Origin of the sequence: Nocardioides sp. Root140 (genome assembly GCF_001426745.1) — a bacterium.
In the GTDB taxonomy this organism is placed as follows: domain Bacteria; phylum Actinomycetota; class Actinomycetes; order Propionibacteriales; family Nocardioidaceae; genus Nocardioides.
Genome location: NZ_LMFI01000010.1, coordinates 160938 through 185692 on the forward strand (window position 1 = coordinate 160938; position 24755 = coordinate 185692).

At 70.4% G+C, this 24755-nt stretch carries 19 protein-coding genes and 3 riboswitches; of the genes, 12 read left to right on the top strand and 7 right to left on the bottom strand.

The features are described 5' to 3' along the window. Nucleotides 1-16 precede the first annotated feature (16 nt). Nucleotides 17-1033 carry a class II fructose-bisphosphatase gene (glpX, locus tag ASD30_RS11270; protein ID WP_056681419.1) on the top strand — a complete coding sequence of 339 codons (1017 nt, stop codon included), beginning with the start codon at nt 17-19 and terminating at the stop codon, nt 1031-1033. A gap of 136 nt (nt 1034-1169) precedes the next feature. On the opposite strand, the gene ASD30_RS11275 is transcribed toward glpX, so the two are convergent. Then, complete coding sequence (locus ASD30_RS11275) at nt 1170-2000, bottom strand: esterase/lipase family protein (protein WP_162250951.1); 831 nt, start codon at nt 1998-2000, stop codon at nt 1170-1172. A gap of 76 nt (nt 2001-2076) precedes the next feature. On the opposite strand from ASD30_RS11275, the gene ASD30_RS11280 reads away from it, so the two are divergent. The 5 genes from ASD30_RS11280 to ASD30_RS11300 all read left to right on the top strand — a co-directional run bounded on the left by ASD30_RS11280 (nt 2077) and on the right by ASD30_RS11300 (nt 7446). Then, on the top strand, nt 2077-2982 hold the full coding sequence (locus ASD30_RS11280; RefSeq protein WP_056681421.1) for an alpha/beta fold hydrolase: 906 nt from the start codon (nt 2077-2079) through the stop codon (nt 2980-2982). 93 nt (nt 2983-3075) lie between these two features. Continuing rightward, nucleotides 3076-4410 (top strand): extracellular solute-binding protein, encoded by a 1335-nt coding sequence (locus tag ASD30_RS11285; protein WP_056681422.1) that lies wholly within the window; start codon nt 3076-3078, stop codon nt 4408-4410. Beyond that, nucleotides 4407-5345: a carbohydrate ABC transporter permease gene (locus tag ASD30_RS11290; protein WP_056681423.1), complete on the top strand. Its 939-nt coding sequence runs from the start codon at nt 4407-4409 to the stop codon at nt 5343-5345. The genes ASD30_RS11285 and ASD30_RS11290 overlap by 4 nt, the downstream gene beginning before the upstream one ends. A 3-nt stretch (nt 5346-5348) precedes the next feature. Next, nucleotides 5349-6182 (top strand): carbohydrate ABC transporter permease, encoded by an 834-nt coding sequence (locus tag ASD30_RS11295; protein WP_056681424.1) that lies wholly within the window; start codon nt 5349-5351, stop codon nt 6180-6182. Nucleotides 6183-6192: 10 nt separating this feature from the next. Continuing rightward, nucleotides 6193-7446 carry an ABC transporter ATP-binding protein gene (locus tag ASD30_RS11300; RefSeq protein ID WP_056681425.1) on the top strand — a complete coding sequence of 418 codons (1254 nt, stop codon included), beginning with the start codon at nt 6193-6195 and terminating at the stop codon, nt 7444-7446. A 49-nt stretch (nt 7447-7495) separates the two neighbouring features. On the opposite strand, the gene cobF is transcribed toward ASD30_RS11300, so the two are convergent. From cobF to ASD30_RS11315, 3 genes are read right to left on the bottom strand one after another with little or no spacing between them, the layout of a single operon-like run. After that, on the bottom strand, nt 7496-8239 hold the full coding sequence (gene cobF, locus ASD30_RS11305; RefSeq protein ID WP_056681426.1) for a precorrin-6A synthase (deacetylating): 744 nt from the start codon (nt 8237-8239) through the stop codon (nt 7496-7498). Then, the gene (gene cobN, locus ASD30_RS11310) at nt 8236-11913 is read right to left on the bottom strand and encodes a cobaltochelatase subunit CobN (RefSeq protein WP_056681427.1); all 3678 of its coding nucleotides are present in this window, start codon (nt 11911-11913) and stop codon (nt 8236-8238) included. Before cobN ends, cobF begins: the two co-directional genes overlap by 4 nt. Continuing rightward, nucleotides 11910-12611 carry a (2Fe-2S) ferredoxin domain-containing protein gene (locus tag ASD30_RS11315; protein WP_056681428.1) on the bottom strand — a complete coding sequence of 234 codons (702 nt, stop codon included), beginning with the start codon at nt 12609-12611 and terminating at the stop codon, nt 11910-11912. Before ASD30_RS11315 ends, cobN begins: the two co-directional genes overlap by 4 nt. Nucleotides 12612-12656: 45 nt before the next feature. Further along, a riboswitch (cobalamin riboswitch) is annotated at nt 12657-12858 on the bottom strand. A 104-nt stretch (nt 12859-12962) separates the two neighbouring features. On the opposite strand from ASD30_RS11315, the gene ASD30_RS11320 reads away from it, so the two are divergent. The 3 genes from ASD30_RS11320 to ASD30_RS11330 all read left to right on the top strand — a co-directional run bounded on the left by ASD30_RS11320 (nt 12963) and on the right by ASD30_RS11330 (nt 16206). Continuing rightward, complete coding sequence (locus ASD30_RS11320) at nt 12963-13865, top strand: hypothetical protein (RefSeq protein ID WP_056681429.1); 903 nt, start codon at nt 12963-12965, stop codon at nt 13863-13865. Next, nucleotides 13843-13972, top strand: a riboswitch (cobalamin riboswitch). It overlaps the preceding gene by 23 nt. Before the next feature lie 36 nt (nt 13973-14008). Then, the gene (locus ASD30_RS11325; protein ID WP_056681430.1) at nt 14009-14683 is read left to right on the top strand and encodes a precorrin-8X methylmutase; all 675 of its coding nucleotides are present in this window, start codon (nt 14009-14011) and stop codon (nt 14681-14683) included. Then, entirely contained in the window at nt 14680-16206 is a 1527-nt protein-coding gene (locus ASD30_RS11330; protein WP_056681431.1) for a precorrin-2 C(20)-methyltransferase, read from the top strand. The genes ASD30_RS11325 and ASD30_RS11330 overlap by 4 nt, the downstream gene beginning before the upstream one ends. Before the next feature lie 73 nt (nt 16207-16279). Here ASD30_RS11330 and ASD30_RS11335 read toward each other — a convergent pair whose 3' ends face one another. The 3 genes from ASD30_RS11335 to ASD30_RS11345 are packed head-to-tail and all read right to left on the bottom strand — an operon-like array spanning nt 16280 to nt 19053. Beyond that, complete coding sequence (locus ASD30_RS11335) at nt 16280-17044, bottom strand: cobalt-precorrin-4/precorrin-4 C(11)-methyltransferase (protein WP_056681432.1); 765 nt, start codon at nt 17042-17044, stop codon at nt 16280-16282. Continuing rightward, entirely contained in the window at nt 17041-18243 is a 1203-nt protein-coding gene (gene cbiE / locus ASD30_RS11340) for a precorrin-6y C5,15-methyltransferase (decarboxylating) subunit CbiE (RefSeq protein WP_056681433.1), read from the bottom strand. Before cbiE ends, ASD30_RS11335 begins: the two co-directional genes overlap by 4 nt. 18 nt (nt 18244-18261) lie before the next feature. After that, nucleotides 18262-19053 carry an ABC transporter ATP-binding protein gene (locus tag ASD30_RS11345; RefSeq protein ID WP_082563945.1) on the bottom strand — a complete coding sequence of 264 codons (792 nt, stop codon included), beginning with the start codon at nt 19051-19053 and terminating at the stop codon, nt 18262-18264. Nucleotides 19054-19143: 90 nt separating this feature from the next. Further along, nucleotides 19144-19307: riboswitch (cobalamin riboswitch) on the top strand. 28 nt (nt 19308-19335) lie between these two features. On the opposite strand from ASD30_RS11345, the gene ASD30_RS11350 reads away from it, so the two are divergent. From ASD30_RS11350 to ASD30_RS11360, 3 genes are read left to right on the top strand one after another with little or no spacing between them, the layout of a single operon-like run. Then, entirely contained in the window at nt 19336-21495 is a 2160-nt protein-coding gene (locus ASD30_RS11350; RefSeq protein ID WP_056681434.1) for a VWA domain-containing protein, read from the top strand. Beyond that, nucleotides 21495-22109: a cob(I)yrinic acid a,c-diamide adenosyltransferase gene (gene cobO / locus ASD30_RS11355; protein WP_056681435.1), complete on the top strand. Its 615-nt coding sequence runs from the start codon at nt 21495-21497 to the stop codon at nt 22107-22109. Before ASD30_RS11350 ends, cobO begins: the two co-directional genes overlap by 1 nt. After that, the gene (locus ASD30_RS11360) at nt 22103-24751 is read left to right on the top strand and encodes a cobyrinate a,c-diamide synthase (protein ID WP_056681436.1); all 2649 of its coding nucleotides are present in this window, start codon (nt 22103-22105) and stop codon (nt 24749-24751) included. The genes cobO and ASD30_RS11360 overlap by 7 nt, the downstream gene beginning before the upstream one ends. The last annotated feature ends 4 nt before the right edge of the window (nt 24752-24755 follow it).

Consider the following 24755-nt stretch of genomic DNA (forward strand, 5'->3'; position numbering starts at 1 on the left):
CCGATAGCATTCGCCCATGCCTACGCGCCCCCCTGAGTTCCGTGTTGCCCCCGAGTCCCCCGACCGCAACCTCGCCCTGGAACTGGTCCGGGTCACCGAGGCGGCCGCGATGGCTGCTGGCCGCTGGGTCGGCCGGGGCGACAAGAACGGTGCGGACGGCGTGGCGGTCAACGCCATGCGCGTGATGATCTCCAGCATCGGCATGAAGGGCACCGTCGTGATCGGCGAGGGCGAGAAGGACAACGCCCCCATGCTCTACAACGGCGAAGAGGTCGGCGACGGCAGCGGCCCCGAGTGCGACGTCGCGGTCGACCCGATCGACGGCACCACCCTCGCCGCCAAGGGCATGACCAACGCGGTCTCGGTGCTCGCGGTCGCCCCGCGCGGCACGATGTACGACCCGTCGGCCGTGTTCTACATGGACAAGCTGGTCACCGGACCCGAGGCCGCAGACGTGGTCGACATTCGTCTGCCCGCCGCCGAGAACATCAACCTCGTCGCGAAGGCCAAGGGCTCGAGCCCCGAGGACGTCACCGTCGTGATCCTCGACCGTCCGCGCCACGCGGACCTCGTCGAGGAGATCCGGGCGACCGGTGCCCGCATCAAGTTCATCAGCGACGGCGACGTCGCCGGCGCAATCATGGCGGCCCGCCCCGACACCGGTATCGACCTGCTGATGGGCGTCGGCGGCACTCCCGAGGGCATCATCACCGCCTGCGCGATGAAGTGCATCGGCGGCACCATCCAGGGTCGCCTGTGGCCGACCGACGACGAGGAGCGCCAGCGCGCGATCGATGCCGGGCTCGACCTCGACGCGATCCTGACCACCGACGAGCTGGTCACCGGTGACGACTGCTTCTTCGTGGCCACCGGCATCACCGACGGCGAGCTGCTCAAGGGGGTCCGCTACCGCGCGGGCGGGGCGACCACGCACTCACTGGTCATGCGCTCGCGCAGCGGCACGATCCGCAACATCACCAGCGAGCACCGCCTGCGCAAGCTGCGCGCCTACAGCGCCATCGACTTCGACTGAGCACAGTCGGTCGGCGGGGAGTCGGCGTACGCCGGCGGGAGCCCGTGTACGTCGGCACTTGTGCGCCCCTGTTGACACTTCCACCCCCGTCAGCAGGGTGCACAGCGGCACGGACGGCGCATTACATGCGGTGGGGTCAGGCGGTGTCGGCGGGGGCTGCGGCGCGGGTGGTTCGGCGCTGGGCGGCCAGCTCGGCGACCACGTGGTCGGCCACCCGCGGATCGATCGCCATGCCGATGTGACTGGCATGCACCTCGATCGACGTCGCCAACGGGTCCACGCACGACGCCGGGTCGACCAGCCCGTCACCGGCCGACCAGATGCAGGTGAAGTCGACGCCTGACGGGATCGGCTGACGCGACTCGTGCCAGGCCGAGCGTGCGCAGTCACCGCGGACGCAGGACTCCCCCATCACCCCTGGTACGCCGACCTGGTTGAGCCGGACGAGCACGTCGGCGGCACCGAGCAGCAACGGATGGGCGGTGCCGGGCGCCATCATCGGGCTGCCCATCGTGATGATGCCGGACACCAGGTCGGGTCGGCGTACGGCCAGCCCGCGGGCGAGCATGCCGCCCAGTGAGTGCCCGACGATGCGGACCCGGCTGTCGCGCTTGGTGGCGATCGCCTCGAGGCGCCGTTCGAGAAGTGCCGCGTTGGTGGTCAGGCACGACACGTTGGTGTGGATGTGGGAGCGGTAGGTGCGGTAGCCGTGGCGGCGCAGCGTGTGCGCCATGAGCCGCAGCGTGTAGTCGCCGGCCAGGAATCCCGGCACCAGCAGGACTGGCTCGATCGAGCGCTGCGGAGCGCGGCTGACGTAGGGAGTGCCCAACAGCTCACGCTTGTCGGCGAGGGAGCGCCGGATCGCGCGCCCGGCCTCGGGCCACACGCTGAGCTCACGGACCAGACTGAGCGCCCCGGGCTGGTGGTAGCCCGCAGGTGCCAGGAAGTCGCCGATGCTGTTCGCCACGTCGCCACCGTAGAACGGCAGGACCCCGCGGACAGGCAATTCCCGCTCCTCTCGGAGCGTCGTGTTGGATGAATGCATGAGCGACGTCCATGTCTCCGAAGAACTGTTCGCCCCCGTCGGCGGCGGTGTCGAGCTGTGCTACCAGACCTTCGGCGATCCTTCCGCCGACCCCCTGCTGCTGGTGATGGGCCTGGGCGGGCCGATGATCTGGTGGGACGACGAGTTCTGCAAGCTCCTTGCCGGCAAGGGCTTCCACGTCATCCGCTACGACAACCGCGACACCGGCAAGTCCTCCCACGTGCGCGGTCGGGTCCGTCGGCCCGACCTGGTCCGGGCCTTCCTCACCGGCCGGGGCGCGGCGCCGTACGGCATCTCGGACATGGCCTCCGACGGCGTCGGCCTGCTCGACCACCTCGCCATCGACTCCGCCCACGTGGTGGGTATCTCGATGGGCGGCATGATCGTGCAGACGATGGCCCTCGACCACCCGGGCCGGGTGCGTTCGCTGACGTCGATCATGTCGACCACCGGCAAGCGCAGCGTCGGGTGGCAGGACCCCAAGCTGCTGCCGCGACTGCTGGCCGGCAAGCAGGTGGACCGTCAGGCGTACGTCGACACGTCCGTGGCGTTCGCGAAGCTGATCGGCTCCCCCAGCTACCCGGAGCCGACCGAGCGGGCCACGAAGCGGGCCGAGGACACCTTCGACCGCGGCCTCAACGGGCCCGGCGTCCTGCGCCACATGATGGCCGTGCTGACCCAGCCGAACCGCTCGAAAGCCCTGCACTCGTTGACGATTCCCAGCCAGGTCATCCACGGACTGCGCGACCGCATGGTGCACGTCTCCGGTGGTCGGGCGACCTCCGCGGCGATCCCCGGGTCGGAGCTCCTGCTCGTCGACGGCATGGGCCACGACCTGCCACCCGAGCTCTGGGAATCAGTGACCGACGCCATCCGTCGTACGGCGGACCGCGGCAACATCTGATCCGCCCTAGCAGGTGTCGCAACCCCCTACAAGTGGCTTGCCAAATCGGCGCAAGAGGTCGAGTGTGAGGTAGACCACGACAGGGAGGCACTCGTGAAGCAACCCTCAACGCACAGAGGGCGCTCGCGTCGCACCATTGCGGCCCTAGCGTCACTGGCTTGTACGGCCGGTCTGCTGACATCCTGCTCGGCGTTCGGAGACGACTCCGGCCCGCCGACGCTCAACTGGTACGTCAATCCCGACGGTGTCGAGACCCTGACCAAGCTGGCCAAGCAGTGCAGCACCGACGACTATGACATCGAGATCCAGCTGCTGCCGTCCGGTGCAACGGATCAGCGCATGCAGCTCGCTCGCCGGCTCGCCGCCAAGGACTCGTCGACCGACCTGATGAGCCTCGACCCCGTGTTCGTCGCCGAGTTCGCCAACGCCGGGTGGCTGGAGAAGCTCCCCGAGGACACGGCGGCCAAGGCGGTCGACGAAGACGTCCTCACCGGTGCCGCCGAGACCGTCAAGTGGGACGACGCGGTGTACGCGTTCCCGCAGTGGGCCAACACCCAGGTGCTCTGGTACCGCAAGTCGCTGGCCGAGAAGGCAGGACTCGACATGACCAAGCCGGTGACCTGGAGCGAGGTCATCGAAGCCGCCGAGAAGGCCGGCGGCACGGTCGGCGTCCAGGCCAACAAGTACGAGGCGTACGTCGTGTGGATCAACGCGCTGATCCAGGGCGCGGGCGGCGACATCATCTCCGACAACGAGGCCGGCAAGGACGCCAAGATCGACATCGACTCCGATGCCGGCAAGAAGGCCGCCGAGGTGATCAAGCAGCTCGCCGACTCCGACGCGAAGCAGCCTGACCTGTCGACCTCCAACGAGGGCACCAGCCTGGGCGCGATGTTCCCGGAGGGGGCCCCGGGCGAGTTCATGACGAACTGGACCTTCGTCTACAAGAACTACGAGGGCGTGATCGGCAAGCCGGGCGGCCCGGTCGACAAGGACGCGTTCGGCGACCTCGGCTACGCCCGCTACCCCGAGACCGTGGCCGGCGAGGACTCCAAGCCGCCGATCGGCGGCATCGACATCGGCGTCGGCGCCTACTCCGAGCACCCCGACTTCGCGATGGCGGCGGCGGAGTGCGTGACCAACACGGAGGCCCAGGTGGCGCTGGCCGTCGAGTCCGGCCTGATGCCGGCCCGCGCGTCGGCGTACGAGGACCCGGCACTGGCCAAGGCCTATCCGCCGGATCTGCTCAAGCTCTTCCGGGAGAGCGTCGACACCGGCGGACCCCGGCCCAAGAGCGCCTACTACGCCACGATCTCGGCTGCGATCCAGAGCCAGTGGCACTCTCCCTTCGACGTCGATCCGGACTCCACTCCGGGTGACTCGGCCGACTTCCTCTCGGACGTCCTCAACGGAAAGGCACTCCTGTGAGCACGGCAACCGTCGAGAAGCCTGCCCGGGGCAAGGGCAAGGTCCGGGCAAGTGACCGGGCCAGGGCGGAGAACAGCCTGGGCCAGAAGCTGGTGGCACCGGCCATCTTCGTGATGCTGCTGGTGACCGCGTTCCCGATGCTCCGGGCGCTCTACCTCTCGGTGTTCAACTACACCCTCACCGCACCCGACGACCGCGAGTTCGTCGGGCTGAGCAACTACATCACCGCACTGACCGACCCGCTGTTCTGGCGCGACACCGGGGTGACCGTCCTCTACATGCTGGTCACCGTCTCCGTCGAGCTCGTGATCGGGTTCGTCTTCGCGATGGTGATGCACCGGGTGATCTTCGCCCGCGGGCTCATCCGCACGTCGATCCTGATCCCCTACGGCATCATCACCGTGGTCTCGGGCTTCGCCTGGCAGTTCGCGTTCAGCTACCAGAACGGCTTCGTCAACGGGTGGCTGCCGGGCATCAGCGAACAGTTCAACTGGTTCGGTGAGACCACACCGGCGGTGATCGCGATCATGGTCTCCGAGATCTGGAAGACCACACCGTTCATGTCACTCCTGCTGCTGGCCGGGCTCGCCCAGGTCTCGGAGGACATGATCGAGGCCGCCAAGGTGGACGGTGCCTCCTGGACCCAACGACTGTTCAAGGTGATCCTGCCCAACATGCAGGCAGCCATCATGGTCGCCGTACTCTTCAGGGCCCTCGACGCCTACCGCATCTTCGACAACATCTTCGTGATGACCAATGGTGCGTCCGGGACGGAGTCGATCTCGTTCCTGACCTATCGGCAGACCATCGAGCAGTTCCAGCTCGGCATGGGATCGGCACTCTCCGTGCTGCTCTTCCTCTCCGTGCTGCTGATCGCCTGGCTGATCGTCAAACTGTTCCGCGTCGACCTCGCCGCGGCACGGCAGGAGGGCTGAGACATGGTGCGCAAACTCGGAACCGCAGTCGGGTGCCTCCTGATCCTGGTGTGGTGCCTGCTGCCAGTGGCCTGGATCATCTCGCTGTCGTTCAAGACGCAGGAGTCCATCACGGTGGGCAACCCCGGGTTCCTGCCCGCCGAAGGCACCAACGCCGGCTGGCAGAACTACATCGACGTCTGGGACAACGAGCAGTTCCGCCGGGCGATCCTCAACTCGGTCGGCATCGCGCTGATCGCCACGGTGGCCTCGGTCATCCTCGGCACGCTGGCCGCCTACGCCATCGCCCGGCTCGAGTTCAAGGGCAAGAAGTTCGTGCTCACCACGGCACTGGCGATCGCGATGTTCCCGGTGGTCTCCCTGGTCGGCCCGCTCTTCGACATGTGGCGCACGCTCGGCCTCTACGACACCTGGCCGGGGCTGATCATCCCCTACATGAGCTTCACGTTGCCGTTGGCGATCTGGACCCTCACCGCGTTCTTCCGGGAGATCCCGTGGGAGCTCGAGCAGGCCGCCCAGGTCGACGGCGCCACGTCATGGCAGGCGTTCCGCAAGATCATCGTCCCGCTCGCGGCACCCGGTGTGTTCACCGCCGCGATCCTGACCTTCTTCTTCGCCTGGAACGACTTCGTCTTCGGGATCTCGCTGACCTCCACCGAGAACGCCAGACCGATCCCAGCGGCGCTGTCGTTCTTCGTCGGCGCCGACCCGTTCAACCGGCCGGCATCCCTGCTCGCCGCCGGGGCCGTGATTGCCACGATCCCGATCATCGTCATCGTGCTGGTGTTCCAGCGCAAGATCGTCGCCGGTCTGACCTCCGGCGCAGTGAAGGGTTAGGGAGAACCTCATGGCCAAGATCCAGATGAAGAACATCGTCAAGAAGTACGGCGACGGGTTCCCGGCGGTCAACGACGTCAGCATCGACGTGGCCGACGGGGAGTTCGTGATCCTCGTCGGGCCGTCCGGGTGCGGCAAGTCGACCCTGTTGCGGATGATCGTGGGGCTCGAGGACATCTCGTCGGGCGACATGATGATCGGCGAACGACGGGTCAACGACCTCGCCCCCAAGGAGCGCAACCTGGCGATGGTCTTCCAGAACTACGCGCTCTACCCTCACCTGACCGTCTACGAGAACATCGCGTTCCCGCTCCGTCTCGCCAAGGTTCCCGACAAGGAGATCGACGAGAAGGTGCGCCACGCGTCCAAGACGCTCGAGCTCGACGAGCACCTCGACCGCAAGCCCGGCAACCTGTCAGGCGGTCAGCGCCAGCGAGTCGCGATGGGGCGGGCGATCGTCCGCGAGGCCGACGCGTTCCTCTTCGACGAGCCGCTGTCGAACCTCGACGCCAAGCTCCGTGGCCAGATGCGCACCGAGATCTCGCGGCTCCAGAAGCGCCTGGGCATCACCACGGTCTACGTCACCCACGACCAGACCGAGGCGATGACGCTGGGCGATCGGGTCGCCGTGCTCAAGCGAGGCATCCTGCAGCAGCTGGCCACCCCGCGCGAGCTCTACACCCAGCCGAACAACCTGTTCGTGGCCGGCTTCATCGGCTCGCCGCCGATGAACTTCCTGCCCGCCACCGTCGAGGGCAACACCATCTCGTTGCCGTTCGGCAAGGTGAACCTTCCGCCGGACAAGGCGGCAAAGGCGCAGGGCAAGGGGCTGCTCATCGCCGGCATCAGGCCCGAGCACTTCGAGGACGCCTCCGTGGCGGCGAACGCCGACGAGGGCTCCACGTTCAGTGCCAAGGTCGACGTGGTGGAGTGGCTCGGCAACGAGGCCTACGCCTACATCCCGTTCGAGGCCCCGCCCGAGGTGCAGGAGCAGCTGACCCAGCTCGAGAAGGACCTCGACGGCGAGTCGATGCGCACCCAGCTCGTGGTCTCTCTCGACGGCGCGTCCATGGTGGCCGCCGGCGACGACGCCAGGATCTGGGTCGACGCGTCCAAGATCCACCTGTTCGACCCCGCCACGGGCGAGAACCTCACCCTGGAGCGCACCGTCCAGGACAACGAGCAGGCCGATGACACGACCCGCGCACCCGGGGGCGGGCCCAGCGAGGAGCCCGAGATCACGCGAGTGCGCGAGGGCAACTGACCCCTGGTGAGCGGGTGGCTGTTTCGACGGCCACCCGCTCACTGCCATTTCAGGAGCGGCGCAACAGGTAGGTGTCCATCACCCAGCCGGACGTCGCCTTCGCGTGCGCCCTGGCGGCCTCGATCTCGGGGAGTACGTCGACCAGGGGCCCGGCGACCAACGCCTGGTCGGGGGTCCCGAGGTTCGCCCCCCACCAGATGTGCCAGCCGGGTTGGTCCTTCAACGTCGTGCAGGACAGCGAGCCGTCGAGCATGACGACGAGGTTGTCGTGCCCTTGGTCGACTGCCTCGGCCAGCCGTCGCCCGGTGGTGACCAGGATCGGCTGGCCGACCTCGTGCAGCACGATGCGGTGTGCCGCGGCCAGCACCTGCAGGCTGGAGATGCCGGGCAGCACGTCGTAGTCGAACGTGACGTTGCCGCGGGCCAGGATGCGCTCGACGATGCGAATCGTGGAGTCGTAGAAGGCCGGGTCTCCCCACACCAGGAACGCCGCGTCGCCGTCGCGTTCGAGCAGCACCTTCTCGTACGCCGCGGCCCGGGCGTCGTGCCAGTCACCGACCGCGCCGGTGTAGTCGGCCGGGTCGTTGCGGTCGCGCGGCGGGTCGGGGACCGGCACCAGCTCGGGGTTGCCGTGCCGACGGCAGATCTCTCGGCGAGACTCGAGCAGCGGGTCCTCGGCGGACTTCGCCGCCGCGATGACGAAGTCGACGCCCTCTATCGCGGCCGCGGCCGCCAGGGTGAGCTGATCGGGGTGGCCCGAGCCGATCCCGACGAGGCGCACGCGGCGGGTCACCCGCGGTCCTCGAGGTCACCCTCGAGGTCGAGGTAGACCTGCTGCATGGCGGCGATCACCTCGGGGTCGGGCTCGGCCCACAGGTCGCGCTCGGCGGCCTCGTGCAGCCGTTCGATGATGCCGCGCAGCGCCCAGGGGTTGGCGTCCTTCATGAACTCCTGGTTGGTCTCGTCGAGGACGTACTCGCGTGCGAGCGCGTCGTACATCCAGTCGTGGACGACGCCGGCGGTGGCGTCGAACCCGAAGAGGTAGTCGACGGTGGCGGCCAGCTCGAACGCACCCTTGTAGCCGTGCCGCTGCATCGCACCGATCCAGCGTGGGTTGACCACCCGGGCCCGGAAGACGCGGGCGGTCTCCTCGGCCAACGTGCGGGTGCGGACGGCGTCGGGCGTGGTGGAGTCGCCGACGTACGCCCGCGGGGTGTTGCCGGTGAGCGCGCGGACGGTGGCGATCATGCCGCCGTGGTACTGGAAGTAGTCGTCGGAGTCGGCGATGTCGTGCTCGCGGGTGTCGATGTTCTTCGCGGCCACGTTGATCCGGCGGTAGTTGGCCTGCATGGCGTCGGCGGCCGGGGCGCCGTCGAGGCCACGGCCGTAGGCGAAGCCACCCCACTGGGTGTAGACCTCGGCCAGGTCCTTGTCGTCGCGCCAGTTGCCGGACTCGATGACCTGCAGGATGCCCGCGCCGTACGCGCCCGGGCGGGAGCCGAAGATGCGGGTCGTGGAGCGGCGTACGTCGCCGTGCTCGGCCAGGTCGGCCTGGGCGTGGGCCCGGACGAAGTTCTGGTCGAGCGGCTCGTCGAGCTCGGCGGCCATCCGGATCGCGTCGTCCAGCATGGCGATCACGTGGGGGAAGGCGTCACGGAAGAACCCGGAGATGCGGACCGTGACGTCGACGCGCGGGCGGCCCAGCTCGTCGAGCGGGATCACGGTCAGTCCGTTGACCCGACGCGACGCGGGGTCCCACTCGGGGCGGATGCCGATCAGGGCGAGGACCTCGGCGATGTCGTCGCCGGAGGTGCGCATGGCGCTGGTGCCCCACACCGAGAGGCCGACCGACTTCGGGTACTCCCCCGTCTCGGTGAGGTAGCGCTGCACGAGCGACTCGGCCATCGAGACACCGGTCTCCCAGGCCAGGCGCGACGGGACGGCGCGGGGGTCGACGGTGTAGAAGTTGCGCCCGGTCGGCAGCACGTTGACCAGCCCGCGCAACGGCGATCCGCTCGGGCCGGCCGGGATGAACCCGCCGTCGAGGGCGTGCAGCACGGCATCGAGCTCGTCGGTGGTCTTCGCCAGCCGGGGCACGACCTGGGTGGCGGCGAAGCCGAGGATGGCCGCGACCTCGGGAGCGCTCTCGGACTCGTGCCGGGCGATCACCCGGGCCACTGCGTCCGGCTGCCAGTCGGCGTCCTCCATGCCCTGGACCAGGGCCTTGGCGCGTGTCTCGATGGCGTCGACCTCGGTTGTCGTCGGCTCACTCGGTGGTCGAGTAGATCCCGAGGAACGAGGGGTCGTATCGAGACCCAGTCCGAGGGCGTGCCGCAGGCCGGGCAGGGAGGCCTGGGTGCCGCCCCAGATCTGGGTGGCCCGCAGGATCGCGAGCACCAGGTTGACCCGGGCCTCGCCCTCGGGTGCCTGGCCGAGGATGTGCAGGCCGTCGCGGATCTGCGCGTCCTTCACCTCACACAGCCAGCCGTCGACGTGCATGATGAAGTCGTCGAACTCCTCGTCGCCGGGCTGGGCCTCGAGGCCGAGGTCCTTGTGCATCTGGGCGGCCTGCATGAGCGTCCAGATCTGGGCCCGGATCATCGGCAGCTTGGGCGGGTCCATCGCGGCGATGTTGGCGTACTCGTCGAGGAGCTGCTCGAGCTTGGCGATGTCGCCGTACGACTCGGCGCGCGCCATCGGCGGGATCAGGTGGTCGACGATGGTGGCGTGCGCGCGGCGCTTGGCCTGGGCGCCCTCGCCCGGGTCGTTGATCAGGAACGGGTAGATCAGCGGCAGGTTGCCGATCACCGCGTCGGTCGCGCAGGTGGCGGCCAGGGCGGCGTTCTTGCCGGGCAGCCACTCCATCGAGCCGTGCTTGCCGAGGTGCACGACGGCGTGGGCGCGGAAGCCCTTCTCGACCCAGCGGTACGCCGCGAGGTAGTGGTGGCTGGGGGCCAGCTCGGGGTCGTGGTAGATCGCCACCGGGTTCTCACCGAACCCGCGCGGCGGCTGGATCATCAGGACGATGTTGCCGGCCCGGAGCGTGGCCAGCACGATCTCCTGCTGGTCGTTGACGAACAACGTGCCGGGGGCAGCTCCCCACGCTTCGACGATCTCTTCCTTGAGCTCGTCCGGGAGGTCGGCAGTCCACTTCTCGTAGTCCTGCTTGGGGATTCGCACATGGCTCTCGTCGAGCTGGGCGGAGGTGAGCCACTCCTCGTCCTGGCCGCCGGCCGCGATCAGGGCGTGGATCAGTGCGTTGCCGGCGGCGGTGTCGTCGTCCATGGCGAGGAGCTCGTGGACGTCGAACGTGGCCCCCTCCGTCGAACGTGCGGGCGCACCGAGGTCGTAGCCGGCGTCGCGCAGCTTGCGGAGCAGCCGGATCGTCGAGACCGGGGTGTCCAGGCCGACCGCGTTGCCGATGCGGCTGTGCTTGGTCGGGTACGCCGACAGCATCAGCGCGAGCCGGCGGTCCTTGGGCTCGATGTGGCGCAGGCGCGCGTGGTTGACCGCAATTCCGGCCACCCGGGCGCAGCGCTCCTCGTCGGCGACGTAGCGCGGCAGGCCGTCCTCGTCGATCTCCTTGAACGAGAACGGGGCGGTGATGATCCGCCCGTCGAACTCGGGGATCGCGATCTGGTTGGCCGAGTCGAGCGGGGTCACGCCGTCGTCGCTCTCCTCCCACTCGGCGCGGCTCGAGGTGAGGCAGAGCCCTTGCAGGACAGGGATGTCGAGCGCCTTCATGCGTTCGACGTCCCACGCCTCGTCGTCCTCACCGGCGCTCGCGGTGCCCGGCGTGGTGCCACCCGCGGCGAGCACCGTCACGATCACCGCATCGAGGGTGCCGAGGGCGTCGTACAGCTCGTCGGGTGCGGCGCGCAGGGACGAGGAGAAGATCGGCAGGCCGACCGCCTCACCGGTGGCGTCGATCGCGTCGGCCAGCGCGTGCGCGAACGCGTTGTTGCCGCTGGCCTCGTGGGCCCGGTAGTAGAGCACTCCGACCCTCGCCGTGCCCGGTTCGCCCGCGGGCGACGGGCGTTCCGACCAGCCCCACTCGGGGACCACCTGCGGGGCCTCGAAGCCCTCACCGGTCAGCAGCACCGTGTCGGAGAGGAACGCGTGCAGGTTGGTCAGGTTCACCGGCCCGCCCTGGGCAAGGTAGGCGTGGGCCTCGGCCGCCGTACCGACCGGGACGGTCGAGTGCCCCATCAGCTCGGCGTCGGGGGTCTGCTCACCGCCCAGCACGACGACGGGGACGCCGGCGGCCAGCACGGTGTCGAGTCCGGCCTGCCAGGAGCGGGCGCTGCCGAGGATGCGTACGACGACGAGGTCGGCACCCTCGATCACACCGGGCAGGTCAGCCTCGACGTCGAGGCGCGACGGGTTGCCGAGTGCGAAGTCGGGCCCGGCAGCGCGTGCGGAGAGCAGGTCTGTGTCCGAGGTCGAGAGCAGGGCGATGCGAGTCATGACTTCTCCTGGAGGTTCATCGTCCGAGCGTCGTCGGACTGGATTTGTCGCGGCAGGCGGTACGCCTCGACGGGTTGGTGTGTGACGAGGTGGTCGGTGGCGATGGTGCGGGCGACGTCGGGCGTGACGCCGCCGTACCAGACGTCGTCGGGCTGCACCGAGACGACGGGTGCGTGGTTGCAGGGGAACTGACAGCCGGTCTGGGTGATCAGCACCTCGTCGTCCCCCTGCTCGAGACGCATCAGCTCGAGGGCGAAGGCCTCCGCGGTCTTGTCCGAGCCGAGCGCCGTGCAGCGCGGCCCCCGGCAGACGAACAGCTGGTGACGGTGGCCCGGCACGTCCTCCCAGGCCGCCGAGGTCAACGGCGCCTCGGTGCCCGCGATGGGGCGGGTGACGTCGAGGACGAGATCGAGGTCGAGATCGTTGCGCATCATCGCCGTGGCCACCTCGATCACCGGAGGCTCACCGGCCCGTTCGCGCCACCAGTGCGAGGCGATCCGACGCAGCCACGAGTTCGCGGGTGCGAGGGTGCCGAGGCTGACCCCGACCAGCGTGATGTGTGTGGCGCCGGCGTCGGCCAGCCGGGTCAGCTCACGGTCCAGCGACGGATCGCCCATCTGCAGGAACGCGACGGTGCCGTCGTGGCGCGCGGCAACTGCCGTCAGCCGGTTGCGCGCGTCGGCCTCACGGACGGACATTCCAACCAATACGAGTGCCGTCACCGGCGGTCTCCAAACCCTCGTGGAACATGACGCGCCGTGGCCGGTCTCCTGGCTTCCGTCTCAGCGTCTCTGGCCGACCTTCCCGGGACTTCTCCCAGTGGTCCGGCGCCCTCCCCGTTCTCAGGGGTGAGCACCGCAAGGGCCGTCAACTCGACGGTTACAGTGGCGAGGGCCGCGCCGGCATCGAACCGGCTTCCCGAACACCACGGCACTGGCACCGTATCAACGCCCCCGCCCACCGCGTCGACCCGTCGCCAGTTCTGGGCGACCCGTCGTGAGTTCCGGGCGACCCGTCGCCAGTTCCGGGCGCCGTGGGACGATGCCGCCGTGAGTTCGCCAGCAGCACGCCATCGCGCTGACCTGTGCCCGGGAGTCCTGCGCCCCTGGCCGGCCGATGACGGTGCGCTCGTGCGGCTGCGCCTGGTCGGTGGTGAGATCACGCCCGCAGCGCTGGCCCAGCTGCTCGACGTCGCGACGACGTACGGCGACGGCACCGTGCACCTGACCAAGCGCGCCAACCTGCAGCTGCGTGCCCTTCCCACCGACGACGGCTGCCTGGCGCCCGAGGTGGTGGCCGCCATCGAGGCGACCGGCCTGCTGCCCTCGCCCACCCACGAGCTGGTCCGGAACATCATGGTCTCGCCACTCAGCGGGCTGCTCCCGGACCAACGTGGAACATCGCAGGCACCAGGTGACTGGGATGTTCCGCGCAGTGGCCGGGCCAACCTGCGTCCGGTCGCCCGAGCACTCGACGAGGGCCTGTGCGCCCACCCTTCGTTGGCCGCCCTGCCGGGGCGTTTCCTCTTCGTCCTCGATGACGGTCGCGGCGACCTCCTGGATCGCCCGCTCGACCTGGGCCTGGTCGCGGTCTCCGAGACCGAGTGCCAGCTGCGCATCGGCACCCGCGCCTGGGGGCCGGTGGTGCCCCTGGACGAATCAGCCGCACGCCTGGTCGGGCTGGCCCGGGCGTTCCTCACCGTGCGCGGACAAGGTGCCTCGGCTGCGTGGCACGTCGACGAGCTGTCCGCGCCACCCGAGGCGCATCCACGCGATCCCCGTACGCGCGTGCATGCCCGGCCACCGGCGTACGGCGCACTCACCCACCGCGTCGAGCACGTCGCCGTACCCGACGGGTTGCTGACCCGCTCGCTCGTCCAGCGCCTGCTCGTGGACGCTCCGCAGCATCTCGTGGTCACACCGTGGCGCAGCGTGCTCGTCGTCAACGCGTAGTCTGAGCCCGTTCTGGAGCCAGGAACCCGGTGCGAGTCCGGGGCGGTTCCGCCACTGTGAAGCCCGAGAGGGCCAAGCCAGACACTGACGCCAGGACAATCCCGCACACTGCCGCATTGGGGCGAGAACCCCGAGGAGTGAACATGTCCGCACCGGCTGCACCGTCCCGGCCCCCGCGCTGCTACGACTACATCGACGACGGCTCCGCGATCTACGTCGACTCGTTCGCGACGATCCGCGCGGAGTCGCGCTTCGACCACCTCCCGGCCGATGCCGAGAAGGTCGCCGTCCGCATGGTGCACGGCACCGGGCAGACCGACCTGACCGGTGACCTGGTCATCCATCCGGGTCTGGTGCGGGCTGCGCGCGACGCGTTGGGCGCCGGCGCGCCGATCATCACCGACGCCCACATGGTCGCCTCGGGTGTCACCCGAGCCCGGCTCCCCCGCGACAACGACGTGGTCTGCCTTCTGCGCGACGAGCGCGTCCCCGGGTTGGCGCGAGAGTTCGGCACGACGCGGTCGGCGGCCGCCTTCTCGCTGCTCGGCGACCGGCTCGAAGGATCGGTGGTGGCCATCGGGAACGCCCCGACCGCACTGTTCCACCTGCTCGAGATGCTGGCCGACGGGGCTCCCCGGCCGGCCGCGATCATCGGCTGCCCGGTCGGGTTCATCGGCGCCGCCGAGTCGAAGGACGCGCTGGCCGCCTTCGCCGACGACCACGGCATCGACATCCCGTTCCTGACCGTCCGCGGCCGCCGGGGCGGCTCCGCGATGACCGCCTCCGCCCTCAACGCACTCGCCCAGGAGCAGGAATGACCGGCCGTCTCTACGGCGTCGGGCTCGGCCCCGGCGACCCCGAGCTGATCACCCGCAAGGCCGCCCGGCTGATCGGCGAGGCCGACGTGATCGCCTACCACGCAGGGGTCGGCAAGGAGTCGAACGCGCGACGCATCGCGGCCGACCTGATCCCCGACGGCGTCGTCGAGGAACTGCTGCGCTACCCCGTCACGACCGGCCCGACCGCCCACCCGGGTGGGTACGCCGGCGCGATGGCCGAGTTCTACGAGTCCTGTGCCTCCCGGCTGTCTGATCATCTGGCCGCCGGCCGCACGGTCGTCGTACTGGCCGAGGGCGACCCGCTGTTCTACGGCTCGTTCATGTACCTCCACGACCGGCTCTCACCGAGGTTCCCGACCGAGGTCGTGCCGGGGGTGCCCGCGTTCGCCGCCGCCACGGCCGTCGTCGCGACACCGCTGGTGCGGCAGACCGACGTCCTCACCGTCCTGCCGGGCACCCTGCCGGTGCCCGAGCTGGCCCGCCGGCTGGCCGACACAGACGGTGCCATCATCATGAAGCTGGGACGGCGGTTCCCGGGTGTGGTCGACGCGTTGGCGCAGGCCGGACGTCTCGAGCACGCGTGGTACATCGAGCGCGCCTCGATGCCCGCCGAGCGCTGGATGAAGGTGACCGACGTCGACCCGTCGTCGGTTCCGTACTTCTCGCTGATCGTCGTGCCCGGTGACTCCCTGACCGACGACCCCGGCGGGCGGAGGCCGGCGCTGGTTGCGGAGGCCCGGCAGGGTGCGCAACTTCCTCGACCGGCGGCTGCCGAACTGCTCGTGATCGGGCTCGGGCCCGGCCCGGACGACTGGCTGACCCCCGAGGCCAGCGCGGCACTCGCCGACGTGCAGCACGTGATCGGCTACGCGCCGTACGTCAACCGTGTGCCGCAGCGAGCGGGTCTCACCCGCCACGCGTCCGGCAACACCGTGGAGGTCGACCGGGCCCGGCTCGCGCTCGAGCTGGCCCGTTCGGGCGAACGGGTCGCGGTGGTCTCCGGCGGTGACGCGGGCGTCTTCGGCATGGCGTCGGCGGTCTTCGAGGCGGCCGAGGGCGAGTACGACGACGTGCCCGTGCGCGTGCTCCCCGGGGTCAGCGCGATCCAGGCCGTCGCAGCCCGTGCCGGTGCTCCCGTGGGCGCCGACTTCGCGGTGATGAGCCTGAGCGACCGGCTCAAGCCGTGGTCCGTCATCGAGGACAGGTTGCGTGCCGTCTCCGAGGCCGACCTCGTGCTCGGCATCTACAACCCCGCCTCACGTTCGCGCACGGACCAGATCGTCCTGGCCCACAAGGTGCTGCTCGCACACCGCTCCGCGGAGACCGTGGTCGTGGTCGGGCGTGACATCGGTCGCGCCGAGGAGTCGCTGACCGTCACCACGCTCGGTGAGCTCGACCCCGCGACGATCGACATGAAGTGCCTGCTGATCATCGGCGCCTCGAGCACCCGGCGTACGGCGAACGGCCAGGTCTGGACGCCCCGCTTCGTCGACCCGTCGTGAGTTTCGGTTCGGGCGCTGAACTGGCGACAGGTCACTCAGAACTGGCGACAGGTCGATCGAGACTGGCGACGGGTCAGCGCTTGAGGGAACGGTCGCGGGCGGGGTCGTAGAGGTAGGACTCGGCCATCTCGTGCGTGACGAGCGACGGGTCGATGGCGGGACCGACCATGATCAACGCGGCCTGGCGCAGGTCCGCGGCCTCGACCTGGTCGGCGATGCCGGCGAGGGTGCCACGCAGCACCAGCTCCGACGGCTGGCTCACCCGGGACACCACGGCAGCCGGGCAGCCGGGCCCGTAGTGCTCCGCCAGCCGCGTCGCCAGCTCACGGGCGCGGGTGATGGCCAGGTGCAGCACCAGCGTCGCGCCGGTGGCCGCGAAGTTGTCGAGGGTCTCCCCCGACGGCATCTCCGTCGACCGGGCCTGAGCGCGGGTGAGCACCACCGACTGGGCCAGCTTCGGCACGGTCAGCTCGCGGCCGAGCGCGGCGGCCGCGGCGGCGTACGCGGGAATGCCGGGCGTGACGTCCCACGGCACCTGCGCGGCGTCGAGTCGTCGGGTCTGCTCGGCCAGCGCCGAATAGACCGACGGGTCCCCCGAGGTGAGGCGTACGACGTCCTGCCCGGACGCGTGCGCGTTGACCATCACCGCCGTCATCTGGTCGAGGTCGAGGTCCTGGGTGTCGACGCGGACGGCGTCGGCTCGGCAGTGCGAGAGCACCTCGTCGTCGAGATAGGTGCCGGGATAGAGCACGACATCGGCCCCGGACAACAACGTCGCCGCGCGCAGGGTGATCAGGTCGGCCGCACCGGGGCCGGCGCCGACGAAGTGGATGGTCATGACTGCTCCTTGACGAGGGCCCACTGGGTGACGGTGCGGGCGGGGGTCCACCCGGTGAAGGTGCCGATCGGTGCCGCGGTCTCGACCTGGTGCCGGGTCAGCTCGCCGCCGTACTCCTTGTGGGCCGCGGCCAGCACGACCTCGGTCTCGACGGTGACTCCGTGGACGACCAGACGACCGCCAGATCCCAGTGCAGCAAGGGAATTCTCGATCACCCCGTCAACTGTGGCACCGCCACCGACGAAGATCGCATCGGGCTTCGGCAGGCCGGCGAGGGCCGCGGGCGCCCGCCCTTCGACGACCTTCAGCGCGGGTACGCCGAGGGCCAGCGCGTTGCGCGTGATGCGGGCGGCACGCTCGGCGTTGCCTTCGACGGCGATCGTGCGGCAGGTGTGGTGGGCCCGCATCCACTCGATGCCGACGGAGCCGGCACCGGCGCCGACGTCCCAGAGCAGTGCGCCGGGGGTGGGGGCGAGCCGGGCCAGTGCCGAGGCACGCAGGTCGCGCTTGGTCAGCTGTCCGTCGTGCTCGAAGGCGTCGTCGGGAAGGCCCGCCGACCAGCCGCCGACGAGGGGCCCGACGAGCTCGAGGGCGATCACGTTGAGCTGGGGCGCGCGGCCTCCCCACTCCGCAGCCGTCGTGTTGAGGCGGGTCTCGTCGCGCGAACCCAGGTCGGCCAGCACGGTCATCTTCGACTCGCCGTAGCCGGCACCGACGAGCAGTGCGGCGACCTCTGCCGGCGTACCGGCGTCGGAGGAGAGCACCACGAGCCGGTGCCCGGGCGCGAGTGCGCGCAGCACCGCGTGGGCGTCGCGACCGACGGCACTGACCACGTCGACCGCCTCGGAGTCCCAGCCCATGCGGGCGCGGGCCAGTGCCACCGAGGAGACGGCGGGTTCGACGACGACGGCGCTGCGCCCGAGCAGGTCGACCAGGGTGCCGCCGATGCCCGAGACGAACGGGTCACCCGAGGCCAGGGCGACCACGCGTCGGCCGTCGTACTTCCACAACAGGGCGGGCAGGCCGTCGCGCAGCGGAGAGGGCCACGGCTCGCGCACCTGGCCGGGCACGTCGGGCAGCATGTCGAGATGGCGGGTCCCGCCGAGGACCACCTCGGCGTCGAGCACGCGCTGGCGGAGGGCGGCCGTGACGCCGGGCCAGCCGTCCGCGCCGATACCGATGACGGTGACTGCTGACATGGGGCCGACCCTAATCGGTCAGCGAGCCATCGCGAACCAGCGTCCGCCGCGACGCCCCACCTCGATGGGGTGGTCGAACGTCTCCGTGACCAGGTCGGAGGTCAGCGTCTGCTCCACCGGACCGGCCGCGACGATGCGACCCGCGCGCAGGAGGACGGCGTGGGTGATCGACGCCGGGAGCTCCTCGAAGTGATGGGTGACCGTCACCGACGTGAGCCCCGGAATCACGTTCGGCAGGTCGGTGATGGTGTGGATCATCTGCTCGCGGGCGGCCACGTCGAGCCCGGTGCTCGGCTCGTCGAGCAGCAGCAACGGCGGGTCGGGCATCAGCGCCCGGGCGATCAGTGCGCGACCGCGTTCCCCCTGCGACATGGTGTGCCAGTGCGGGTCGTCGGCGTCGATGCCCAGGGTCTTCATCAGCAGGTGTGCTCGCTCGTGGGTCTCGGACGACGGGGTCCAGCGCGGCACCATCTCGTTGGTGCCGGTCTCGCCGGTGAGCACGACCTGCTCCACGGAGAGGTTCGTGCCGATCTGGTGGCGCGGGTTCACGTGACCGATCGAGCGCCGCAGCTCGCGCAGGTCGACCCGGCCCAGCTTGTGGCCGAGCACGTGCACCTCGCCCCGGCTCGGGAAGGTGACCGCGCCGAGGATGTTGAGCAGGGTGGTCTTGCCGGCACCGTTGGGTCCGATCAGGGCCCAGTGCTCACCACGGCGGACGGTCAGCGAGATGTCGTCGAGCAGGGTGCGACCGCCGCGGGTGAAGGCGACGTCGCGCAGCTCCAGGGCATGGCCGGCATTGCTTGCGCTCACCACGCAACCGTACGACGTACACCGGGCCTTCCTGCCCGGGTGGTGGCCACGTGGACAACCCGGTGGCGCGACCGGATACCGTGGCGCCGAAGGCACGAGGTGCCCCGAAGGTCGCCGTCATCCGACGGAGGTCGAGGGGAGAATCTGGGAAGCCGGTGAGAATCCGGCACAGGGCCCGCTGCGGTGACTCAGGCATTCCGTCCGACGGAGTGACCTCGAGAAGTCCGAAGACCGGCCTCGCGCCGCCACCAGTTCGTTGGCGAATGAGAGCGGGAGCCCCCAATGCCACAGCCCCACCCTGTCCAGCGCTATCCCTTCAGCGCGGTCGTCGGTTCCGACGACATGGCCCTCGCCCTGGTCCTCACCACGATCTCCCCGTCCGTCGGCGGAGTCCTCGTGCGCGGGGAGAAGGGCACTGCGAAGTCGACGATGGTGCGCGCACTTGCCGCAGTGCTGCCGTCGATCGAGGTGATCGCCGGCGACCGGTTCTCCACCGATCCCCACGAGGCCCACCCCCTCTCCCCCGACGGCCCGTTCGCCGCGGACGTCGACACCGAGACCCGACCAGTGCGCCTGGTCGAGCTGCCGGTCGGCGCCACCGAGGACCGCGTGCTCGGCTCGCTGCACCTCGAGAAGGCGCTCTCGTCGGGCGTCGCCGAGTACGAACCCGGCCTGCTGGCCCGCGCGCATCGCGGCATCCTCTACGTCGACGAGGTCAACCTGCTCCACGACCACCTCGTCGACCTGCTGCTCGACGCCGCCGCGATGGGCCGCTCGACCGTCGAGCGTGACGGCGTCTCGGTCGAGCACGCCGCCCGCTTCGTGCTGGTCGGCACGATGAATCCCGAAGAGGGCGAGCTGCGCCCGCAGCTGCTCGACCGCTTCGGCCTGACCGTCGAGGTCGCCGCACCGCGCGACCCGGCCCTGCGGGTCGAGGTGGTCCGCCGCCGGATCGCGTTCGAGACCGACCCTGCCGCCTTCGCCGCGGCGTACGCCGACTCCGAGCGGGCACTGACCGACCGGATCCTGGCCGCCCAGAAGCTGGTCGACCAGGTTGCCCTCGGCGACGCCGCCCTGCTCAAGATCGCCGAGATCTGCGCCGCGTTCGACGTCGACGGCATGCGCGCCGACATCGTCACGGCCCGCGCCGCGGTCGCGCACGCCGCCTGGCACGGTCGTACGTCGGTCGCCCGCGAGGACGTCCGTGCGGCGGCCCGGTTGTCGTTGCCGCACCGGCGACGCCGCAACCCGTTCGACGCACCCGGGATCGACGAGGACCTGCTCGACCAGCTGCTCGGTGACGACGACTTCCCGCCCGAGCCGGACGGCCCTGATGACGACGGTCCGGGCGACGGTGGGCCGGGTGACGGTGGAACTGGCGACGGTGGAACTGGCGACGGTGGAACTGGCGACGGTGGGCCGGGCGACGACAACGCGGGCGACGATGGTCTCGAGACGGGCGCTGGCGCGCCCTCCTCGACCAACGAAGGAGGCCGCGCGCCCTCCTCGACCAACGAGGAAGCAGGCGCGCCCTCCTCGACCAACGAGGAAGCGGGCGCCACCTCCTCGACCGACGAGGCTGGCGCGCAGGACGTCCCGGTTGCCGAGGAGGTGGCCCGCACGCACGCGCCGTACCGCCCCAAGCTGTTCACGGTCACCGGCACCGGAGCGGGCGAGTCCGGGCGGCGCAGCCGCGCGGTCACCTCGTCGGGCCGCCGGATCGGCGCGACGAAGGCGACCGGCCGGGGCGGTTCGATCCACCTGACCGAGACCATCCGGGCCGCCGCACCCCATCAGGTGATCCGCGGCCGGGTCGGGGGCGCGCTGACCTTCCGGGCCAGCGACCTGCGCGTGGCGACCAAGGAGGGCCACGAGTCGAACCTGATCCTCTTCTGTGTCGACGCGTCCGGCTCCATGGCTGCGAAGAAGCGCATGGAGCAGGTCAAGACCGCGATCCTCTCGCTGCTGCTCGACGCCTACCAGCGCCGCGACAAGGTCGGGCTGATCACCTTCCGCGGGAACGACGCACAGCTCGCCCTGCCGCCCACGAACTCGGTCGACATCGCCGCCGCCCGGCTCGAACAGCTGCCCGCCGGTGGTCGTACGCCGCTCGCCGAGGGCCTGCTCAAGGCGGCCGAGGTGCTGCGCCTCGAGCGCATCCGCGACCCGCGTCGCCGTCCGCTGCTGGTGGTGGTCACCGACGGACGGGCCACGTCCGGGGCGGACGCCGTACAACGCTCGCGGCAGGTGGCGACGCACCTCGCTGCCCAGGGCACGGCGTCGCTGGTCATCGACTGCGAGGTCGGCCGGTTCCGGATGGGCCTGGCCGACGCGCTGGCCACCGACCTGATGGCCGAGTACGTGCCCGTCGGCGAGGTCAGCGCCAGTGCACTGACCGGCGCCGTCCACGGATCGCTCGGCACGACAGAAGGAGCGGCCTGATGGCCAAGGGAGTCCCCGCACACGTCCCCGACGACGGGCTGACCACGGCGCAGCGCCGCAACCAGCCGTTGCTGATGGTCAACACCGGCGACGGCAAGGGCAAGTCGACGGCCGCGTTCGGGCTGGCCATCCGCTCCTGGAACCAGGGGTGGAACGTCGGCGTCTTCCAGTTCGTGAAGTCCGCCAAGTGGCGCATCGGCGAGCAGACCGTGCTCGAACGGCTCGGAGAGCTGCACACCGAGACCGGCGAGGGCGGCCCGGTCGAGTGGCACAAGATGGGCTCGGGCTGGTCGTGGAGCCGCAAGGAGGGCACCGACGAGGACCACGCCCGCGACGCCGCCGAGGGCTGGGCGGAGGTCAAGCGCCGCATCGCGGAGGAGCGCCACGACCTCTACGTGCTCGACGAGTTCACCTACCCGATGGAGTGGGGTTGGGTCGATGTCGACGACGTCGTCGAGACGCTGGTCAACCGACCGGGTCGGCAGTACGTCGTGATCACCGGCCGCCGCGCGAACCCGAGGCTGGTCGAGGCCGCCGACCTGGTCACCGAGATGACCAAGGTCAAGCACCAGATGGACCGCGGCCAGAAGGGCCAGCGGGGCATCGAATGGTAGCGCTGCCCCGGCTGGTGATCGCTGCACCCGCCTCGGGGCACGGCAAGACCACGATCGCGACCGGCCTGATGGCTGCGCTCTCGCGGCGCGGCCTGTCGATCAGCGGCCACAAGGTCGGGCCTGACTACATCGACCCGGGCTACCACTCGCTGGCCACCGGGCGTCCCGGCCGCAACCTCGACCCCCACCTGGTCGGCGAGGAGCTGCTGGTGCCGCTGCTGCTCAACGGCGCCCGGGGTGCAGACGTCGCGGTGATCGAGGGCGTCATGGGGTTGTACGACGGCCAGATCGGCGGCGACGGATTCGCCTCCACCGCCCACCTCGCCACGGTGACCCGCTCCCCCATCGTCCTCGTCGTCGACATCTCCCACGCGTCACGGTCGATCGGTGCCGTCGTGCAGGGCATGGCGTCCTACGACTCGTCGGTCGAGATCGCCGGGGTCATCCTCAACAAGGCCGGGTCGGTGCGGCATGCCGACGAGGTACGCCGCTCGATCGACCTGCCGGTGCTCGGCGTGCTCCACCGCGACGACGGCATCGTCGCACCCTCGCGACACCTCGGGCTGGTGCCGGCCGACGAGCGCGACGAGGCAGCGGCGACCCTGGAGCGATTGACCGACCGGATCACCGAGCGGATCGACCTCGACGCCGTCCTGGCCCTCGCCCATCTGGCGCCTCGTCTCGACGCCGAGCCCTGGGACCCGACTGTCGCCCTGCAGACGTCCTGCAGAGCGGCGGCTCCGGCGACCCCGGTGCAGGACGCAACGCCGGACGTCCTGCGAGGCGGTGGCCCCGACGACCACGATGCAGGACGTCCCGATCGACGACCGGTCATCGCGATGGCCGGTGGGCGTGCGTTCACGTTCCGCTACGCGGAGACCGAGGAGCTGCTGCGCGCCGCCGGGTGCGACGTGGTCACCTTCGACCCACTCCACGACGACGCGCTGCCGGCGGGCACGGCCGGCCTCTATCTGGGCGGCGGATTCCCCGAGGTCCACGCCGCCGGCTTGAGCGCCAACGAGGCCTTGATGGGCGAACTCTCCGCTGCCATTGCGTCGGGCATGCCGACGGTCGCCGAGTGTGCCGGGCTGCTCTACCTCTGCCGCACCGTCGACCACGCCGCCATGGTCGGCGCGCTGCCCGCGGACGCCCGGATGACCCCGCGCCTCACGCTGTCCTACCGCCGCGCGGAGTCACCCGTCGCGACGTTGTTGGGACGCCCCGGCGAGGTCGTCACCGGCCACGAGTTCCACCGGACGACGGTGACGCCGGCCGCGTCCGACGTCCCGGCCTGGCACGTCGACGACCAGCCGATCGGGTTCGCCTCCGACACCGTGCATGCGTCGTACCTGCACACACACTGGGCCGGGCATCCTCAACTGGCGCAGCGCTTCGCGGATGCGGCGTGTGCGTATGCGGAGGCCCCTGGCCCGCTGGTTGAGGAGGGCAGCGCCCCCCTGGTTGAGGAGGGCCGTCAAGGCCTGTCTCGAAACCTTGGGGCCTGTGGTTTCGAGACAGGCGCAGAGCGCCTTCCTCAACCAGCGGGAGCCGTCGCCGAGCGCCCTGGTCGACCAGCGGATCCGTTGCGGCACCACGGGGACACCGAGGCCGGGGAGGGCCTGGTCGACTTCGCGGTCAACGTGTACGACGGCCCGCGGCCGGCCTGGCTGCACGAGGCGCTCCTCGCCAGTCTCGACGGGATCGGCGCCTACCCCACCGCGGTTCAGGCCGAGCACGCGATCGCCCGCCGACACGGTCGACGCGATGGCGAGGTGCTGGCCACCGCCGGTGCGGCCGAGGCGTTCTCACTGATCGCCCGGATGCGCCCGTGGCGGCATCCGGTCGTCGTGCACCCGCAGTTCACCGAGCCCGACGTCGCGCTGACGATGGCCGGCCACCGACCCGCGCACGTGCCCTGTGACCCGGACGACGGATTCCGCCTGGACCCCACCCAGGTGCCCGATGACGCCGACCTCGTCGTGATCGGCAACCCGACCAACCCGACCGGCGCACTCCACCCCGCGGCGACCATCCGTGCCCTGCTGCGACCGGGGCGACTGGTCGTGGTCGACGAGGCGTTCATGGACGCCGTGCCGGGTGAGACCCAGTCCCTCGCCGGCGCCACGACACCGGGCCTGGTCGTCGTACGCAGCCTCACCAAGCTGTGGTCGATCCCGGGGGTGCGCGCGGGCTACGTGCTCGCGGAGGCCGCGGTCGTCGACGACCTGCGGGCCCAGCAGGTGCCGTGGTCGGTCTCGACGACGGCGGCCGCTGCGATGGTGGCCTGTTGCAGTGACGACGCCGCATCGGAGGCGGCCGAACGTGCCCGGCAGGTCGTCGTACGCCGCAAGGTCCTCACCGACGGGCTGGCCGAGCTCGGCGTCGACCATCTCGCCTCGGACGGGCCGTTCGTGCTGGCCCGGGTCGACCCGGGCCTCCGGGCGCGGCTGCGCACGGCCGGGTTCGCCGTCCGCCGGGCCGACACGTTCCCGGGCCTGGACGAGACGTGGATCCGCATCGCCGTGCGCGCTCCCGAGCCCACGCGCAAACTCCTGTCGGTGCTGGGGATCGAGCTCGGTGACGCCGGTCGTGTCCAATGTCCGGCCGGCGGTGTCGGTGGCGACCTCGATGCTCTAGGGTGAAGCA

Excerpts from the sequence above, each read along its gene's own strand:
- ASD30_RS11295 (WP_056681424.1), top strand. The coding sequence starts at position 5,349 with ATGGTGCGCAAACTCGGAACCGCAGTCGGGTGCCTCCTGATCCTGGTG.
- cbiE (WP_056681433.1), bottom strand. The coding sequence starts at position 18,243 with ATGTCAGCAGTCACCGTCATCGGTATCGGCGCGGACGGCTGGCCCGGC.
- cobO (WP_056681435.1), top strand. The coding sequence starts at position 21,495 with ATGGCCAAGGGAGTCCCCGCACACGTCCCCGACGACGGGCTGACCACG.
- ASD30_RS11325 (WP_056681430.1), top strand. The coding sequence starts at position 14,009 with ATGTCCGCACCGGCTGCACCGTCCCGGCCCCCGCGCTGCTACGACTAC.
- ASD30_RS11315 (WP_056681428.1), bottom strand. The coding sequence starts at position 12,611 with ATGTCCGTCCGTGAGGCCGACGCGCGCAACCGGCTGACGGCAGTTGCC.
- ASD30_RS11280 (WP_056681421.1), top strand. The coding sequence starts at position 2,077 with ATGAGCGACGTCCATGTCTCCGAAGAACTGTTCGCCCCCGTCGGCGGC.
- ASD30_RS11335 (WP_056681432.1), bottom strand. The coding sequence starts at position 17,044 with ATGACCATCCACTTCGTCGGCGCCGGCCCCGGTGCGGCCGACCTGATC.
- ASD30_RS11300 (WP_056681425.1), top strand. The coding sequence starts at position 6,193 with ATGGCCAAGATCCAGATGAAGAACATCGTCAAGAAGTACGGCGACGGG.
- cobN (WP_056681427.1), bottom strand. The coding sequence starts at position 11,913 with ATGACTCGCATCGCCCTGCTCTCGACCTCGGACACAGACCTGCTCTCC.
- ASD30_RS11350 (WP_056681434.1), top strand. The coding sequence starts at position 19,336 with ATGCCACAGCCCCACCCTGTCCAGCGCTATCCCTTCAGCGCGGTCGTC.
- ASD30_RS11330 (WP_056681431.1), top strand. The coding sequence starts at position 14,680 with ATGACCGGCCGTCTCTACGGCGTCGGGCTCGGCCCCGGCGACCCCGAG.
- glpX (WP_056681419.1), top strand. The coding sequence starts at position 17 with ATGCCTACGCGCCCCCCTGAGTTCCGTGTTGCCCCCGAGTCCCCCGAC.
- ASD30_RS11360 (WP_056681436.1), top strand. The coding sequence starts at position 22,103 with ATGGTAGCGCTGCCCCGGCTGGTGATCGCTGCACCCGCCTCGGGGCAC.